The sequence below is a fragment of the Corallococcus sp. AB032C genome, assembly GCF_003668935.1.
Lineage (GTDB): Bacteria > Myxococcota > Myxococcia > Myxococcales > Myxococcaceae > Corallococcus > Corallococcus exiguus.
Genome location: NZ_RAWP01000080.1, coordinates 1 through 14339, shown reverse-complemented (window position 1 = coordinate 14339; position 14339 = coordinate 1). Strand labels below are relative to the sequence as shown.

Below are 14339 nucleotides of genomic sequence, written 5' to 3'. Positions count from 1 at the left end.
CGACGGCGCACGACATGGCTTCGGAGGAACTGGCCGCACGCATCGAGCGCGAGGGCTTCGCCATCCTCCCGCAGGGAATCACGCCAGCCACCGCGGACGCCCTGCTCCAGGCCCTGCGTCCCGTGAATGAAGAAGCCGCGACCTCCCAGCGGCGAGGCGGCGTGCGAAACCTGCTGGAGAACGTGCACGCCGTCCGCGAGCTGGCCCGCTCAAATCCGGTGCGCGAAGCCGCCGAGTCCGTCCTGGGCCCACACTGCTTCGCGGTGCGAGGCCTGCTGTTCGACAAGACACCGGACGCGAACTGGAAGGTCATCTGGCACCAAGACCTCACCGTCGCCGTGCGCGAACACCGCGACGTGCCCGGCTTCGGTCCCTGGACGGAGAAGGCCGGTGTGCCCTGCGTGCAGCCCCCCACGTCCGTCCTGGAGGACATGGTCGCGGTGCGCGTCCACCTGGACGACTGCGGAGAGGACAACGGCCCCGTGCGCGTGCTCGCGAGTTCACACCGTGAAGGCCGTCTGTCCTCTTCGAGCATCCCAGGATGGCTTGAACGAAGCGCTCCCGTGGACTGCCTCGTGCCCCGCTGCGGCCTGCTGGTGATGCGGCCCCTGCTGCTGCACGCCTCGTCACCGGCACGCGTCCCCGCGCACCGCCGGGTCATCCACCTGGAGTTCGCGGCACGGCCCCTGCCCGGCGGGCTCGAATGGCACGCGCGCGTCTGAGGCTCACGGCCACGTCAGCATCAAGCCCACGCCATCCGGCGCGGGCACCAGGCGCGCCGTGAGCTCCCCGTTCAGCTTCGCGTTGAGGAACGTGAGCACGCCATCGAACACCAACAAGAACGCGCCCTGCACGAGCACGCTCTTGCCCCAACCTCGCAGGCGCTCCGAGTCCTTGCGCATTCCGCGCTCCCACAGGAACCCGCCGAAGGCGATGTAGCCCACGTCCAGGCCGGCGTTGAGGAGCAGCACCTTCTCCATTTGCTGTCCTTCGGACAGGCTGCGCGCCAGGTCCCATGAGGCAGGATCCGCCGTCGCCTGTCCGTGATAGCCGAACCCCGCGATGACCAGGTTCACCACGTTCCAGGCCGCGTTCGCCTGGAAGAAGGCCCGCGTCTCGCCCTCGCTCGCGAAATGTCCGGCGACGCCCGTGCCGATGTTCAGCACCGCCCAGCCGAACAGGATGCCCATCGCGGTCTGGTTCACGCGCACCGCTTCCGCGTTGTGCTCCGCGAGCCACGCCTTTGCGTCCGGGGCAGGCGTCTCCTGCGCCACCCCTGGCATCGCGAAGAACAACAACACCAGGACGCAGCAGGAACGCACGAGGCGGGCGGAGGCCATGGCGGCACTCTAGGCCCCCAGGTCTCCAGGCCGTGCGCCTCCCGCCCGGCGCGGCCTCAAAACCTGTCCGACTGTCGGACAGGTTTCCGCGGCTCGGCTCCCCGGCGCCCCCGCCCGCCGAGCGACGGCCAAAGCTACCGGTCGCCGTCGTCGCTGAGCGGCGGCGCTTCCCTCGCGGGCTCCGTGCCCTCCTGCGCGCCGTAGCCGCCAATGCCTTTCTGGAGGATGCGGTCCTCGCCTACGTCCTCGTCCGTCACGTCGCCCCGTTCGGTGCCCGGGCGCTGGTGCCTGGCTTCACGCTCCAGTTCCTCCGCGCTGTGGGTATCCGTGCGCTCGGGCCCCTTCACCGGCGGCCCCTTGTTGCTGGCCATGGTCGCGTCTCCTGTCTGGATGTCCTGCCCTCCAGGACAAGGTCCGGCGCGTCCCATCCCCCGACAAGGCCACTGCATAAGACACACGGGTCGGCAGGGGCACGGCATGCCGTCGTGGAGCGGGGTAGCATCACCAATCGCCTTGCTTCCCGGAGCCGCCCCGCCATGACCGACCCGGCCCATCACCCCGAGGACGCTGTCCCCTCCGGCTGTCCCTTCAGCGGCGAGGGAAGGCCTTCCGCCGCTCGCGTGCCCGGCCCCGTCTATCGGAAGCCGTTCTGGCGAGCGCGTCTGCCCGAAGTGAGCCGGGAGATCGCCTCCCTGGATGCACGGCGTGACTGCCAGCGCATCGTGCACCTGCTGACCAACTACGAGTTCCCCTTCGACATCGTGCGGTCCACGGAGATCGCCCTCTTCCACACCTACGGCAGCCGTTCCGTCTCCCGCCTCCTGGACCGCACGGGTGAGTTCAACAAGCGAGGCCAGAAGCGCTACGACGACACGCGCATGCTCATCGCGCGGTTCATGGAGTGCGGCTGGGAGGGCGAGGCGGGACACCGTTCGCTGGAGCAGATGAACCACATCCATTCCTTCTTCCGCATCCCGAACGAGGACTTCCTCTTCGTGCTGTGGACGTTCATCGACTTCCCCATCCAGTGGATGCAGGAGTTCGGCTGGCGTCCCTTCACCCAGCACGAGCAGGAGGCCTGGTTCCATTACTGGTGCGAAATCGGCCGCCGCATGGGCCTGAAGGACATCCCCGAGGACAAGCCCGCCTACGACGCCTTCATCCGAGACTACGAGGCGCGCGAGTTCGTCCCCGACGCCGCCAGCCACCGTGTGGCCCAGTCCACGGTGAACATCCTCGCCGGCTGGGTGCCACGCCCGCTGCGTCCGCTCGTGGCCCCCATCAGCCTCAGCCTGGTACCGCCGCGCCTGCTCCCCGCCATCCAGTTCGACTCCCCACCCGCCTGGGTGGGCGGCCTGGTCCGAGGCGCCCTCAAGCTGCGCAAGCGCGTCAAACGCCACGTCTCCCTGGAGCGCTACCCGTCGACCCTGGAGACGACGCTCAACCGCACCTACCCCGGCAATGCCTACCGCATCGAAGGCCTGGGCCCGGACTACGCCCACCGCGACGCGAAATGAAAAAGCCCGCGTCCCCTCGCGGGAACACGGGCCTTCAAACCTCATGACGTCACAGCGGCTCAGCTCTTGTACTTCACGGAGCAGCCGTAGGGCTCGGAGGTCGGGTTCGCCACCTGCTTGCCGTTGATGAGCGCGTCCACCGCCGTCTGCACGTAGTTCACCTTGGTGGCTTCCTTGCCGCGCGGGTCGTTATCAATGGCGCCCGCGTAGCGGACCACGCCCTCACCGTCGATGACGTACATGTGCGGCGTCGTCTTCGCCGCATAGCTCTTGCCCACCGCGCCGTCCGTGTCCAGCAACACCGGCTGGCTGAAGCCTTCCTTCTTCTTCCAGTCCGCGGCACTCTTCGCGTTGTGCGTGGAGGACGAGTCCACCGTCAGCCACACCACCTTCTTCGCGTCGAAGCCCTTCTGCGTGGTCTGCATCGTCTTGGCCTCGTAGTGCCGCTTCACGAACGGGCACTCCGGGTTCGTCCACTCGAGCACCACCACCTTGCCCTTGTACTCGGACAGCGAGTGGGCCTTGCCCGCCTCGTCCTTCAGCGTGAACGCCGGAGCGGGCTTGCCCACCTCCGCGTTGTCAGCAGCGAAGACGGGGGCGGACACGAAAGCCGCGGTGAGAGCGAGTGCCTTGAAGACCTGCTTCATGACGGAACCTCCAATGAGTTGAACGCTGCGCACGAACGAACAACACAAACCCGACTTCACTCCCGGCTCAAGGCCGGGCGCACACCACCGAGCCACCCTTCAACGGCGACCCACACTCCGCCGCGCGCTGCACCGCCGTGATGACGCTGTCCGCGGTGAGCAGCTCGTTGAGCACCTCCGGCTTGTCCGGCGCGCCCGGGCTCAACACCAGGTACATGGGCACGCCCGCGCGGCCATGATCCGCCAGCTTCGTGGTGATGCGCGCGTCCCGCCGCGTCCAGTCCGCCACGAAGAACGCCACGTTGTGCTTCAGGAACGCCTGCCGCACGTCGTCGCGCGACAGCACGGTGCGCTCGTTGAACTTGCACGTGAGGCACCAGTCCGCCGTGAAGTCCACGAACACCGGCTGCCCCGCCGCCAGCGCCGCCGTCACCGCCGCCTCGTCCCACGGCTGAGCGCCACCGTGCGACGCCACCGCGCCGCGCGTCTCCAGCGACGCCTGCGCCTCCTCGAAGCGCAGCGCCACGGCGCCCGAGCCCACCAGCACGAGCACCGCCAGCGCCACCGTCACGCCCCGGCGCCCGCCCTCCAGCCCCTGCGACTGGCCGTACAGCCACGTGACCAGGCCCACCGCGATGAGGAACGCCAACAGCCGCGCCATGCCGTCCACGCCGGCCAGCCCGCCCATCACCCACACCAACCACACCGTCGTGCCCAACAGCGCGAAGCCCAGGAGCTGCTTGCCGCGCTCCATCCACATGCCCGGCTTGGGCAGCCGCTTCGTCAGCCCCGGCACCAGCACCAGCACGCAGAAGGGCAGCGCCAATCCCAGCCCCAGCGCCACGAACACCGCCACCACCGTGGCCGGGCCCGCCGCGAAGGCGAAGCCCACCGCCGTGCCCAACAGCGGCGCCGAACACGGCGTCGCCAGCACCACCGCGAGCACTCCTTCTCCCGCGCTGCGCAGCAGGCCGTGACTCTGGTCCACCTTGCCCGCGAGCGCCGTGCCGTCCGCGCCCAGCGTGTAGACGCCGAAGAGGTTGAGCGCGAACGCCACCAGCACCGCGCTCACGCCCGCGACGAACAGCGGCTCCTGGAACTGGAAGCCCCAGCCCACGCTGGCACCACCCGCGCGCACCGCCAGCACCGCGCCCGCGAGCAACAGCATCGTCGCCAGGATGCCGCCCGCGTACGCCGCCGCGTGCGGCGCCACCTTGCCCTTCTCCTCCTGCACCATCCGCGTGAAGCCGTACGCCTTGAGCGCCAGCACCGGGAACACGCACGGCATCAGGTTGAGCAGTGCCCCCCCCAGGAACGCGAACAGGAGCGCGACGCCCAGCCCCAGGGGTGACTCGCCCGACGCAGCCGGTGCCGCCGCGACCGCGGGCTTCACCTTGCCCACCGCGTCCTTCACCGACGGAACCTTCAGGGGCGCGGCCCCCGCCACCGCACCGTCCGCAGCAATCACCGGCGCGAGCGCCGTGTCCACGTCCACCGCCGTGAAGCCCGTGGCCTTCGTGCCCAGGCGCAGCGCGCCCGTGAGCCGGGGCTCTCCCTTGGGCACCACCGACGACGCCTGGCCCTTCAGCGCGAACGTCCCCGGCGCCGTCTGCGTCAGCGCCACGCTGTCCACGCCCAGGATGCGGCCGGGCACGAAGAAGTCACCCTCCACGTCGCCCGCGTAGGGCTTGCCGTCCGCCGCCGTCACGGTGAGCTTGCCGGTGAACGGCTTGCCCGCCGTCAACGATGTGCCATCCAATGCCAGCGCCACGCGCGGCGCGCCCTGCGCTCCCACCGGCGAGGGCACCTGGGCCTGCGCGGCGTCGAACCGCGGCGCGAACTCCGGATCCGTCACCGTCTCCGGCCCCACCGGCAACGTGCGCGTCAGCACCAGCTGCGCGGGGATGCAGTGCACCTTGCACGCGAGCGCGTCCACCGCCGCCGACACGTTCAGCGTGCCCGTGGCGTCCTTCGACACGTGCGCGGGCGCGAACAGCAGCACCTCGTCGTGGTAGCCGTGCGTGGTGATGAAGCCGTCCGGCGTGCGGAACGTGCTGGGGAAGGGCCAGCGCAAATCCCCCACCGTCACGCCCGGCACGTCCCACGACACCTCCGTGGCCAGGCCAGAGTCGCCCGGGTTCTTCCAGTAGACGTGCCACTCCGGGTCCAGCTTGAGGCGCACGCCCACGCGGAAGTCGCCGCCCGCCTTCACCTGCGTGGCGTCCAGGAGCAGCGCACCCTCCAGGCGCGGGTCGCCCTCGTCCGGCGCGGTGCTGCCCACGGCCGTGGGCGGCAGCGCGGCCTGGGCCCACGTCGCCAACAGCAACGCACCCACCACGCCCAGCCCACCGAGCCGGATTCCAGACCTCTTGCTCCACGGATGCGTCATGCGACTCCCGTTAATCCACATGGAAACGCCGTGCTACCTGGGATGCGTCCCCGCGGGATGCACTCAACCTTCCGGGCAGCCAGGCATTCCGCATGCCCGCACGCCCGGCGTCAGGGACCACCCGGGCCCCCGCGCCTTCCCCTTACGCACAGGGACTCCGGGCGGTTACGACTCGCCGCCGCCCGTCTTCCAGGGCAGGAGCCCCCCGCTGTCCAGCGTCACCGCCTGCGGAGGCGGTGCACCGCCGTTCGCCACGGCGGGCAGGGACGCCCGCGGGGGCGGGCCCACATTCACCGCGGCCGGAAGCGCCGGCCCGATGCGGCTCATGGTGATGCGCGACACCTCCGACTGGGCCCGGCGCACCCCCAGGGCGGACGGCTGGGCCGCGCGACGCTCCACCGCCCGGCGCAGGTCCGCCAGGCGGTCCACGTGCCGCTGCGCGGGGACCTCCGCGGAGCCCAGGCGGGCCAGCTTGTAGAGCCCCTTGTCCGCGCCCTCGAGCGCCCGCTCGGCCGCGTCCTGCTGACGGCGGGAGAGCGCCTTCCAGGCGGCGGCCTCGTGAGACACGAGCTCCAGCTCCGCGGACACCGCGCGCACGAAGCGGCCCTCGTCGCTGTCCAGCAACAGGCGCGTCACCGGCACGGACAGCCGCCGGGTGTCGCCGTGCTCCGTGTACGAAGCGGTGACGGTGAGGTTCCAGTCGCCCTTCTCCAGCACGCCCACGAAGAGGACGCGGCGCGGGAACGCGTGCGACACCGCCCCCAGACCGGCGCTCATCGCGTCCCCCTCCACGCGCGACGGGTAGCGGTGACGGCAGCGCAGGTCCGCGAAGCCCGTGGGCAGCACGTACACGCGCGCGTCCGCCACCACCTCGCCGAACAGCTCCGCGCCCAGCGCGCCCACCGCCAGCGGCAAGCCCTCCGCGTCGTCCACGTGCGTGAAGCCCGTGCCGGACGGGCCGGTGAGTGCCTCCAAAATCTCCGGAAGGTAGTGCTTGCCCAGCCCCAGCGCGTGCAGCGCCACGCCGGAGTCGTGCACCCGCTGGCCCAGCACCTTGAACTCGCCCAGCGCGGTGGGCCCCACGGAGGGCTCGCCGTCCGTGAGCATGAGCAGCTGCGGCCGGGCGCCCGGCACCAGCACGCGCCGCACGGCCTCCGCGCCGTTCTCCACGGCTTCGTGCAGCGAGGTGCCTTCACCGGAGTCCAGGCGGGACAGCGTCTTCAGGAAGGCCGCCTTCGCGCCCGGCTCCATCGCGCGCACGGGCAGCACCTGCTCCGCGTCCGCGTCGAAGGTGAGCAGGCCCACGTAGTCCTTGGGCCCCGCCCGCTCCACCAGCGCGCGCGCCGCCTCCACCGCCGCCGCCAGCGGCGCGCCCCGCATGGACGCGCTGCGGTCGATGACCAGGTTCACCGCCACCGGGGCCCGAGGCGTCTCCGCTTCGGCCTCCAGGGTCACCAGCAGCAGCACTTCGCGGCCGCCCTCCGCGTCGCGCTCCACTGCCCAGGCCGTCTGCTTCATCCGCACTCCCGCATGGTGGGTGGGCCCCATCCCGCTCTTCGACGCGATTGCCGTCGCGACGGCCTCCTGGCCCCGGACGCCCCTGCACGGGCCCGCGTCCGCCCGGAAGTCCTGTCGCTGTTCCTGGAGGATGTCGGGTTTCCGGTCGTGAAAGCAACGTGTCCAACCCGACCAACCCCTGGTCTTACGAGCCTCCGGCCGGCACCGGCGATCACCCACCCGGCGCGCCTCGGGACGCCTTGCGTCACCCACGAACACGCGGATTCCGGCGGCTTCGTTCAGCCATTTACGGATTTACTTTTTGAAAGGTCCTACACCGGTCATTCCCGAGACCGCTCCGCGGGGCTCGACCCGGCCTTGGACGGGGAGCGTCACGGCATCCAGCGCACTGCATCAGGGCCCGGGAGTGCAAGTCCCGGAACCTGTCCGACAGTCCGACAGGTTTGACAACGAAGGCCCCCGCGCAGGCCACGGGCCGCGGGGGCAGGGCGTCACTCCGCCACGCTCCAGCCGCCCCAGGCCTCTTCGTCCAGGTGGCCCCAGCGCCGCTCATCCGTGGAGTCCAGCGGAACCGAACGGCCGTTTTCACCCGTCGCGGACAGCTCCAGGTCGTCCAAACCCTCGTCCAGGTACGTGCTCTCGTCGTGGCTCATGTCCGGCTCCTCGGCGCTCCATTCACGGGGTGTACGGCCTATGACGGCTCGCTTCCCCTTGGACGCCCTGCGTCGGTCACCGGGCCCGCCCCATGCGGGTCCATTTACAAGCGATGCTTGACCGATTTACGAACATGTTGGGAGCTTGCCCCGATTTTGTAAAGCCCTCGGGACGGCAAAGTTCGCGGACGGTCCGGCGAACCACGCCCGGCCGCCTGCCTTCCAGCACGCCAGGCATGGTGGTTTCGCGCACGGCGGGTCCGGGGCGGAGGGTGGGTGGGCACCACCCTGGAGGACGGTCTGGAAGCAGTGGAAGGAACGCTGCGGGACAAGGCCCCCGCACGGTGCTTGATTCGCGAATCACCCCTGCTAGGGTTGACAATCACTCCAGAATTGCCGCGTCGCGGCAACCGGCGTTGCCGCCGTGCGGCCCCAGAGGGTCCCGAGGTTCCATGAACCCCATCATCACCGGCCTGCTGCTGGCAGGCGCAGTCTCAATCTTCATCATCACGATGTCCGGCCGCGTGGGCGTGCTGCTCGCGATGAAGAAGGAGAACCGGCTGGACCACATCCCCTACCGCGTGGCGCAGCTGGTGCGCTTCGGGTTGGGCCAGAAGCGCATGGTGGATCCGGAGGAGTTCACGCCGGGCCTGTTCCACATCTTCATCTACGCGGCGTTCATGGTGCTGGCGGTGCGCACCATCATGATGTTCGTGATGGGCTTTTCGTCCACCGCGCTGGACGTGCTCACCGACCTGAGCCACCCGGCCTGGGACGCCGCGCCGCCGCTGCTGCTCCTCTACAAGCTCTACCTGCTGGTGAAGGACGTCGTGGCGGCGCTGGCGCTCGCGGGCGTGGCGTACTTCGTGTGGACGCGCTGGAAGGTGAAGCCGGACCGCATGTCCCAGTCCTGGGAGGCCTACCTCATCCTGGGCTTCATCGCGGGCCTGATGATCACCGAGTTCATGTTCGGCGGCAGTCACATGGTGGCCGCGCACGCCGCCGCGCAGCAGGTGCCCATGGGCGCCACGCAGGTGCCGGCGGCGCCGTCCGCGATGGTGTGGTGGGAGCCCGTCACCAGCCTGACGGGCCTGGCGATGATGCCCCTGGGCGCCACGGCGGCGCACGTGCTGGGCGTGGCGGGCTTCTTCATCCACCTGACCATCATCCTGGCGTTCCTGAACTTCCTGCCGCTGGGCAAGCACTTCCACATCATCACGGGCCTGCCCAACGTCTTCTTCCAGCGCACGCACTCCACCGGCAAGCTGCCCACGCCCAACCTGGAGAAGGAGGAGTTCGGCGCCGCCACGGTGAAGGACCTCACCTGGAAGAACGGCCTGGACCTGTACTCCTGTACGGAGTGTGGCCGGTGCCAGACGCACTGTCCCACGTACATCACGGGCAAGCCGCTCACGCACAAGGCCGTGAACCAGGACCTGAAGCACTGGCTCTGGGACAACGAGCGCTGGGTAGAGGAAGGCTACGGCCCCAACGGCGTGAAGGAGCCCCTGCCTGAGATTATCGGCAGCGCGCTGAAGGCGGAGACGGTGTGGGCGTGCACGAGCTGCGGCTGGTGCGAGCAGGCCTGCCCGGTGTTCATCGAGAACGTCCCGCGCCTCATCGACATGCGCCGCTACCAGGTGCAGGTGAAGGCGGAGTTCCCGGCGGAAATCCAGCGCGTGTTCGAGGGCATGGAGCGCCAGGGCAACCCCTGGGGCATCGGCCAGGACCAGCGCGACGAGTGGGCGGGGGACCTGGCGCTGCCCACCTGGGGTGACGGCGGCGAGTACGAGTACCTGTTCTTCGTGGGCTGCGCGGGCAGCTATGACGACAAGCAGAAGAAGGTGAGCCGCGCGCTGGTCAAAATCATGCGCGAGGCGGGCGTGTCCTTCGCGACGCTGTCCAAGCAGGAGATGTGCAACGGCGACTCCGCGCGCCGCATGGGCAACGAGTACCTGTACCAGACGCTGGCCAAGACGAACGTCGAGTCCTGGAACGCGATGGGCGTGAAGGCGGTCATCACGCAGTGCCCGCACTGCTTCAACACCATCAAGAACGAGTACCCGGAGTTCGGCGGCGAGTACCGCGTCATCAACCACACGCAGCTCATCAACGATCTGCTCAAGGACAAGCGCATCAAGCTGTCCTCGGTGATGAACGCCGGAACGAAGCTGACCTACCACGACCCCTGCTACCTGGGCCGGCACAACGGCGTGTACGACGCGCCCCGTGAAGTGCTCAAGAGCATCCCGGGCCTGGAAGTGGTGGAGATGCAGCGCAGCCAGCGCGAGGGCTTCTGCTGCGGCGCCGGTGGCGGCCGGATGTGGATGGAAGAGCACATCGGCACGCGCATCAACCACAACCGCATCAACGAGGCGGCCCTCACGCTCAAGCACGCGGAGGACCCCACCACGCCCTACCCCGACGCCGCGGACAAGAAGAAGCCGGGCATGGTGGGCGACTACAAGGAGCCGGGCGGCAAGGGCATCGTCGCGGTGGCCTGCCCGTTCTGCTCCACCATGCTCAACGACGCGAAGAACGACACCGGCCGCGAGCAGATCCAGATCAAGGACATCACCGAGCTGGTCGCGGACTCCATGGAGACCACCAACAAGGGTGGCACCGTGAGCCCCAGCCCCGTGGTGAGCGCCAAGCCGGAGTAACGCAGGTCCAGCTCCGGATGTGACGAGGGCCCGGTGGCTCCCCACGGTGGGAGCGGCCGGGCCCTTCGCTTTTGCTACTTGCGGCCCTTGAAGGGACCCTTGGGCGCGTTGCCCTCCGAGCGCAGCACGCGCTCCAGGCGCTTGGTGGCGCCGGCGTCGCCCAGCTTGCCCGCGACGTAGGCACCCGCGGAGGCGAGCTTGCGGCGGAAGTCATCGGGCGCGACCTCGGACGCGCGCGAGGGACGCGCCGGAATCTCGTCGATGCCCTGGTTCTTGAGCAGCGTGCGCGCCATGTCCTTCTCGTCGGAGGTGGCGTGCGGGGACAGGAGCGCGCAGACCCGGAAGTGGCCGTAGGCGGCGGCGGCGACGAACGGGGTCTCGCCCACGGAGTCCGGCAGCGTGGGGTCCGCTCCGGCCTCCAGGAGCGCCTGCACCAGGTCGTCCTGGCCCGCGCGCGCGGCCATCATCAGCGGGGTACGGCCCTCGTCGTCGAAGGGGTTGGGGTCCGCGCCCGCGTCGAGCTGGGCGCTCAGGGCGGCGCGGTCACCCGCGGCGACGGCATCGAACAGGGACACGGTGCGTACCTCCGGACAGGACGCGCGGGAGCATGGCGTTTCGGCGAACTCGACGCCAGGGAGGGGCCCACGCGCAGGCTCTACGGAGGGGCGAGGAGGGCATTGCCGTTTCGCGTCGACGGGTGCCCGCTTAAAGGGCGGGCAGGAGGCACGGCGTGGCTCTCTTCGCGGCGCGGGTCCTGGGTGTGACGTTCGTGGTGCTGGGCGCGTCCATGCTGGTGTTGACCTGGGGGTCGTACCGGCGGGACATGGGCATCCTGCGCGAGGGGCTGCACACGGAAGGGACGGTGGTGAAGAAGGAGTTCCTCGCGGCCTCGGACGACAGCGACTACATCCTCGTCTACGCCTTCACGCCCCAGGGCGGTGAGCGCCAGGAGCACCGGCGGAACATCTCCTCGAAGCTGTGGAAGCGGCTGCGTCCCGGGGACCGCATTGATGTGCAATACGGCCGGAGCGACCCGCGCCGCAGCTTTCCGGAGGGCCACGGGGTGACGTCGCTGGGGCTCGCCCTCTTCCTCAGCTTCGTGGAGGTGTGCCTCTTCCTCATGGGGCTGGTGGCGCTCCTGGGGAAGGCGGTGCCGGAGCCCCCCGAGATTGCCTCCGCGTCCCTCCCCCCGTCATCCTGAGGCCGTCATGCCCATGAACCTGGTTCTGCTCGTGGTGTTCTTCTTCATCGGGGTGCCCCTGATGCTGATGGTGCGGCTGCTGATCGATCATCAGCTCACCCTGGAGCTGCGGGAGCAGGGGGTGCACGCCCGGGCCGAGGTGGTCCGCATCCGCCGAAGCTGGCTGAACGCGGGGAACCGCATCGTGGAGTACGTCTTCCACCTGCCGGACGGTTCGGAGATCCACGGCGAGTACGACGAGCACAGGCGCAGACTCCTGTCCCGGCGCACTTCCGAGGGTGACTCCCTGGAGGTCCTCTACCATCCGGGCAATCCCCACCGGCACCAGCGCGTGGGCACGGAGGTGGGGCTGTTCTACGTCCTGACCTGGGTGTTCAGCCTGATGGTCTTCATGTCCCTGGCCATCATCGCGATGATGAACGCGCCCTCGAAGAAGGCCCCGGCGCCGCATGGGTCCACGCCCTCGGGCAGGCTGCGGACCTACGACGAGCCGCCTCCCCCCAGGGAGAGGCGGCTGCGGGGCGAGTACTAGTTGGGCCCGTAGAAGGGCTCGTTCGCGGCGGGCACCGCGAGCGTCACGGAGCTGGCCGTGGAGGACACCGGGGCGCGGTAGATGCTCGGGTCACCGCCGGAGTCGTTGAAGAGGAAGCCCAGCTCCGTGCTGCTCGTCCAGCTGGGGAAGCTCTCCGCCACGGTGCTCGCCGTGTAGTCCGTCAGCCGCCGCAGGGCGCCGCTGATGCCCGTGGCCGTCGCATTGCCCACGAAGATGCGCGTGCTGCCGTTGGACAGCCGCCCGTCCAGCGCCACCTGCCGCCCGTCCGGGGACACCACCGCACGGTTCGCGACGGCCAGCACCTCGTTGCCCAGGGCCACGAAGTTGGCACTGCCGCCGCCCACCGGCACGAACGCGAGCTGGTTGTAGAAGGAGGGACTGCTGCCCGCGGGCGCCACCACCGTGTTGCCGCTGGGGAAGAAGGACGGCGACCCGAAGGCGATGCCCGCGTTGGGCGTCAGCTCCACGAAGCCGCTGCCATCCACCGCGATGCGCGCCAGCGAGCTCAGCGCCCCCGACGTCCGGTCGAACGCGAAGACGATGGTGCGGCCATCCGGGCTGAACGTGGGCCCGCGGAAGTTGGTGCAGCTGCCGCACGCCGCGTCGTTGGTGCTCAGCAGCGTGGCCACCGGCCCGCCCGTGGTGGGCACCGTCTGGAGCGAGTACGTGTTGCCGGAGCGCTGCACGAACACGATGCTGTTGCCGTTCTTGGAGATGGAGGGCGTGTACGCACCGCCAGCCGTCGTCAGCCGCTGCGGACTGTTGGGGTCGCCGTCGTCGTCCACCACGTAGATGTTCCGGTCGTCGCGCACGAAGGCGAAGCCCCGGTCGAAGAGGACGTCACCGGTGGTGCCGCCACCACCCTCCAGGGGCTCGCACGCACCCAACAACCCCACCGCCACCACACCGCCGAGCCATCGCCGCATGCCCATCATCGCTGTCTCTCCCGCCGTGCCGGCCCTGTCACACGCGCTTCGCGCCCGAACACTACAGGGCGCGCCAGACAGGACGTCAACGCACACGGAGGCATTCACGCGCGCCCGTGTCCGGGAGCGCGCACGCCCCTTCAGCGGTTGAGGCGGTTCAGTTCGTTGCGGCAGACGTTGCAGGGGCCCAGCGACTTGCGGTCGATGTCCTGCGGGAACAGAGGGAGGAACATCACGCAGCGTGAGTCCTCGCAGTACGACAGGCCGATGAGGTGCCCGGCCTGGTGCACCGCCTCCACCTGCACGCGGCGGCGCAGCGTTTCGCCCTCCGCGCCCTGGCGCAGCCGGTACAGGCTCATCACCGCGACCTTGGACTCCCGGTCCGCCTGACCGAAGACGAAGGGCGAGTCCGGTTCGAAGAGGTCCGCGTCCGTCACGCCCATCACCAGCTCCTGCGGCGCCTCATCCAGCACCGTGCCCAGCCGGCGCATGATGGCGTTGCAGTGGTACTGGCTGCGGTCCTTGTTGAAGGCGTAGGCCGGGGAGGACAGCGCCATCCGGCTCACGACCGCGCTGACGCCCAGATGGGTCGCCAGCGGTTCCTGCAAGGCATTCACGATCGCGGACGGTGGACTGCCCACGGTGACCAGCAGGAGCGTCTTCTGCGGCATCAGCCCACCGCCTTCTACCTCCGGACGGACATTGACCGCGTCCCCCCGGAGCGGAGTGGCTGGGGCGCAAGGATTCGAACCTTGATAATCAGAGTCAAAGTCTGACGTCCTGCCATTAGACGACGCCCCAGCAGGTTCGCACGCGTACTCGTGGGCCGATACTACGGCACTTTGACGGGCGCGGGAACCCACTCTGACACTGCCCCCCTCCATCCAGGGCTGTCTCTTATACACCTCTGACGCTGCCGACGAATAGCCTTG

Annotated in this window: 14 protein-coding genes and 1 tRNA gene; 5 read left to right on the top strand and 10 right to left on the bottom strand. The window is 69.5% G+C overall.

Annotated features, from left to right (window positions below; genetic code table 11):
• The first annotated feature begins 14 nt into the window (after window positions 1-14).
• Complete coding sequence (locus tag D7X99_RS29130; RefSeq protein ID WP_121780661.1) at window positions 15-722, top strand: phytanoyl-CoA dioxygenase family protein; 708 nt, start codon at window positions 15-17, stop codon at window positions 720-722.
• 3 nt (window positions 723-725) lie between these two features.
• Here D7X99_RS29130 and D7X99_RS29125 read toward each other — a convergent pair whose 3' ends face one another.
• Window positions 726-1340 (bottom strand): hypothetical protein, encoded by a 615-nt coding sequence (locus D7X99_RS29125; RefSeq protein WP_121780635.1) that lies wholly within the window; start codon window positions 1338-1340, stop codon window positions 726-728.
• A gap of 134 nt (window positions 1341-1474) precedes the next feature.
• Window positions 1475-1711 carry a hypothetical protein gene (locus tag D7X99_RS29120; RefSeq protein ID WP_120578646.1) on the bottom strand — a complete coding sequence of 79 codons (237 nt, stop codon included), beginning with the start codon at window positions 1709-1711 and terminating at the stop codon, window positions 1475-1477.
• Between the two features lie 165 nt (window positions 1712-1876).
• Here D7X99_RS29120 and D7X99_RS29115 point away from each other — a divergent pair, with 165 nt between their 5' ends.
• Window positions 1877-2857 (top strand): oxygenase MpaB family protein, encoded by a 981-nt coding sequence (locus D7X99_RS29115; protein ID WP_121780634.1) that lies wholly within the window; start codon window positions 1877-1879, stop codon window positions 2855-2857.
• 59 nt (window positions 2858-2916) lie between these two features.
• Here the strand turns inward: D7X99_RS29115 and D7X99_RS29110 are convergent, their stop codons facing one another.
• From D7X99_RS29110 to D7X99_RS42935, 4 genes are all read right to left on the bottom strand, one after another.
• Window positions 2917-3504, bottom strand: coding sequence for a redoxin domain-containing protein (locus D7X99_RS29110; RefSeq protein ID WP_121780633.1), 588 nt, complete (start codon window positions 3502-3504; stop codon window positions 2917-2919).
• A 67-nt stretch (window positions 3505-3571) separates the two neighbouring features.
• A complete protein-coding gene (locus D7X99_RS29105; protein ID WP_121780632.1) occupies window positions 3572-5893 on the bottom strand; it encodes a protein-disulfide reductase DsbD in 2322 nt (773 codons plus the stop codon).
• Window positions 5894-6058: 165 nt separating this feature from the next.
• Window positions 6059-7411, bottom strand: coding sequence for a VWA domain-containing protein (locus D7X99_RS29100; protein ID WP_121780660.1), 1353 nt, complete (start codon window positions 7409-7411; stop codon window positions 6059-6061).
• A 491-nt stretch (window positions 7412-7902) separates the two neighbouring features.
• Window positions 7903-8064: a hypothetical protein gene (locus D7X99_RS42935; protein WP_158627089.1), complete on the bottom strand. Its 162-nt coding sequence runs from the start codon at window positions 8062-8064 to the stop codon at window positions 7903-7905.
• 452 nt (window positions 8065-8516) lie between these two features.
• Here D7X99_RS42935 and D7X99_RS29095 point away from each other — a divergent pair, with 452 nt between their 5' ends.
• On the top strand, window positions 8517-10727 hold the full coding sequence (locus D7X99_RS29095) for a (Fe-S)-binding protein (protein WP_121780631.1): 2211 nt from the start codon (window positions 8517-8519) through the stop codon (window positions 10725-10727).
• Between the two features lie 74 nt (window positions 10728-10801).
• On the opposite strand, the gene D7X99_RS29090 is transcribed toward D7X99_RS29095, so the two are convergent.
• Window positions 10802-11302: an ankyrin repeat domain-containing protein gene (locus D7X99_RS29090; protein WP_121780630.1), complete on the bottom strand. Its 501-nt coding sequence runs from the start codon at window positions 11300-11302 to the stop codon at window positions 10802-10804.
• Between the two features lie 155 nt (window positions 11303-11457).
• Here D7X99_RS29090 and D7X99_RS29085 point away from each other — a divergent pair, with 155 nt between their 5' ends.
• Both D7X99_RS29085 and D7X99_RS29080 read left to right on the top strand, forming a co-directional pair.
• Window positions 11458-11928: a DUF3592 domain-containing protein gene (locus tag D7X99_RS29085; RefSeq protein ID WP_121780629.1), complete on the top strand. Its 471-nt coding sequence runs from the start codon at window positions 11458-11460 to the stop codon at window positions 11926-11928.
• A 13-nt stretch (window positions 11929-11941) separates the two neighbouring features.
• Window positions 11942-12460: a DUF3592 domain-containing protein gene (locus D7X99_RS29080; RefSeq protein WP_147476295.1), complete on the top strand. Its 519-nt coding sequence runs from the start codon at window positions 11942-11944 to the stop codon at window positions 12458-12460.
• On the opposite strand, the gene D7X99_RS29075 is transcribed toward D7X99_RS29080, so the two are convergent.
• The 3 genes from D7X99_RS29075 to D7X99_RS29065 form a co-directional block, all read right to left on the bottom strand.
• Window positions 12457-13407, bottom strand: a complete 951-nt coding sequence (locus tag D7X99_RS29075) for a hypothetical protein (RefSeq protein ID WP_306465377.1) — start codon at window positions 13405-13407, stop codon at window positions 12457-12459. The genes D7X99_RS29080 and D7X99_RS29075 overlap by 4 nt on opposite strands.
• Window positions 13408-13547: 140 nt before the next feature.
• Window positions 13548-14078, bottom strand: a complete 531-nt coding sequence (locus D7X99_RS29070) for a non-proteolytic archaemetzincin-like protein (protein ID WP_121780626.1) — start codon at window positions 14076-14078, stop codon at window positions 13548-13550.
• Window positions 14079-14134: 56 nt separating this feature from the next.
• Window positions 14135-14208: transfer RNA gene (locus tag D7X99_RS29065), tRNA-Gln, on the bottom strand.
• Between the last annotated feature and the right edge of the window lie 131 nt (window positions 14209-14339).

Excerpts from the sequence above, each read along its gene's own strand:
- D7X99_RS29130 (WP_121780661.1), top strand. The coding sequence starts at position 15 with ATGGCTTCGGAGGAACTGGCCGCACGCATCGAGCGCGAGGGCTTCGCC.
- D7X99_RS29125 (WP_121780635.1), bottom strand. The coding sequence starts at position 1,340 with ATGGCCTCCGCCCGCCTCGTGCGTTCCTGCTGCGTCCTGGTGTTGTTG.
- D7X99_RS29120 (WP_120578646.1), bottom strand. The coding sequence starts at position 1,711 with ATGGCCAGCAACAAGGGGCCGCCGGTGAAGGGGCCCGAGCGCACGGAT.
- D7X99_RS29115 (WP_121780634.1), top strand. The coding sequence starts at position 1,877 with ATGACCGACCCGGCCCATCACCCCGAGGACGCTGTCCCCTCCGGCTGT.
- D7X99_RS29110 (WP_121780633.1), bottom strand. The coding sequence starts at position 3,504 with ATGAAGCAGGTCTTCAAGGCACTCGCTCTCACCGCGGCTTTCGTGTCC.
- D7X99_RS29105 (WP_121780632.1), bottom strand. The coding sequence starts at position 5,893 with ATGACGCATCCGTGGAGCAAGAGGTCTGGAATCCGGCTCGGTGGGCTG.
- D7X99_RS29100 (WP_121780660.1), bottom strand. The coding sequence starts at position 7,411 with ATGAAGCAGACGGCCTGGGCAGTGGAGCGCGACGCGGAGGGCGGCCGC.
- D7X99_RS42935 (WP_158627089.1), bottom strand. The coding sequence starts at position 8,064 with ATGAGCCACGACGAGAGCACGTACCTGGACGAGGGTTTGGACGACCTG.
- D7X99_RS29095 (WP_121780631.1), top strand. The coding sequence starts at position 8,517 with ATGAACCCCATCATCACCGGCCTGCTGCTGGCAGGCGCAGTCTCAATC.
- D7X99_RS29080 (WP_147476295.1), top strand. The coding sequence starts at position 11,942 with ATGAACCTGGTTCTGCTCGTGGTGTTCTTCTTCATCGGGGTGCCCCTG.
- D7X99_RS29075 (WP_306465377.1), bottom strand. The coding sequence starts at position 13,407 with ATGCGGCGATGGCTCGGCGGTGTGGTGGCGGTGGGGTTGTTGGGTGCG.
- D7X99_RS29070 (WP_121780626.1), bottom strand. The coding sequence starts at position 14,078 with ATGCCGCAGAAGACGCTCCTGCTGGTCACCGTGGGCAGTCCACCGTCC.